We start from the raw sequence: 970 nt of genomic DNA, 5'->3' as shown, positions 1-970 counted from the left end.
TTGAGGTTATACCCGTTCCCATCCCGAACACGGAAGTCAAGCTCAATCGCGCCGATGGTACTGCCAAGGTGGGAGAGTAGGTCGTCGCCAGTTTATTTAAGCCCCAGTCTTCGGACTGGGGCTTTTTTCTTTTATAAGTTTAAATCTATTAGAACAGCAGTCGGCATTGGAATGTCTTTTTATGATATTTAGACCATTCAGCATTAACGCCATCATCAAGACGCCGGATTGGATTCCTCATAGAACTTAAAGGAAATGCTATGGCTCATGAAGAGGAGCCAGGTAGAACCATGCATAGTGAGGAGCAATCCTTTATTCTCGCGTATATGTTTGTCGGGATCTTGATAGCTGTCATTCGTCTGATTCAATATGTAGGTGTTTGTTCATTGTGATCGAGGTATTCAATATGCATCGGAGCTATTCTGAATGATGGAACAACTGAATAAAGAGTAATCCGGCTGAATTGGTACCCCGTTTTCAAAGGCAGAATCACCCTGAAAGGTTGTTAAGAAACAGCAGTTTAATGATTGAATAAAGAATAATTATAAATCTTTACAAAAGGGGTTTACACCCGGTGTGTTTTTCAATATTATCATCCTCACGCTTCAAGCAGCTAAGCAATAGCAAAGCAGCCTGAAGCAAAGTAAATATAGGTTTTAAAAGCATTTAAATAAAGTTTTTAAAACACGGTTGACAAGTTATCAACTTTAAAATATATTCACTGAGCGCTGCTACGAGAGTGGCTCGCAAGTTCTTTTAAAGAGATATTAGAGAAGGGAAATTAAAGTATTTGACGAAAGTCAAGCACTGGTAGTACGAAGATAAGGTCGTACCGCAAGCCGCAAGGCTGAGGAACGATCCTGTCAAATAGAATCGTGCCGAAAATCTTATGATTTAGGTACGGTCCGAACGTTAGTTTTCTTTTTAGCACAGTGGGACTTTCCGCAAGGGGAGCCGCACTGCATAAAGG

General features: G+C 40.8%; 1 rRNA gene. It reads left to right on the top strand.

The window, feature by feature from the left end:
- A 5S ribosomal RNA gene (gene rrf / locus DV872_RS26165) occupies nucleotides 1-93 on the top strand; the annotation flags it as partial.
- Nucleotides 94-970 lie beyond the last annotated feature (877 nt).

The sequence above is a fragment of the Oceanispirochaeta sp. M1 genome, from assembly GCF_003346715.1.
GTDB lineage: Bacteria > Spirochaetota > Spirochaetia > DSM-2461 > DSM-2461 > Oceanispirochaeta.
This window is presented reverse-complemented; position numbering and strand designations above follow the sequence as displayed.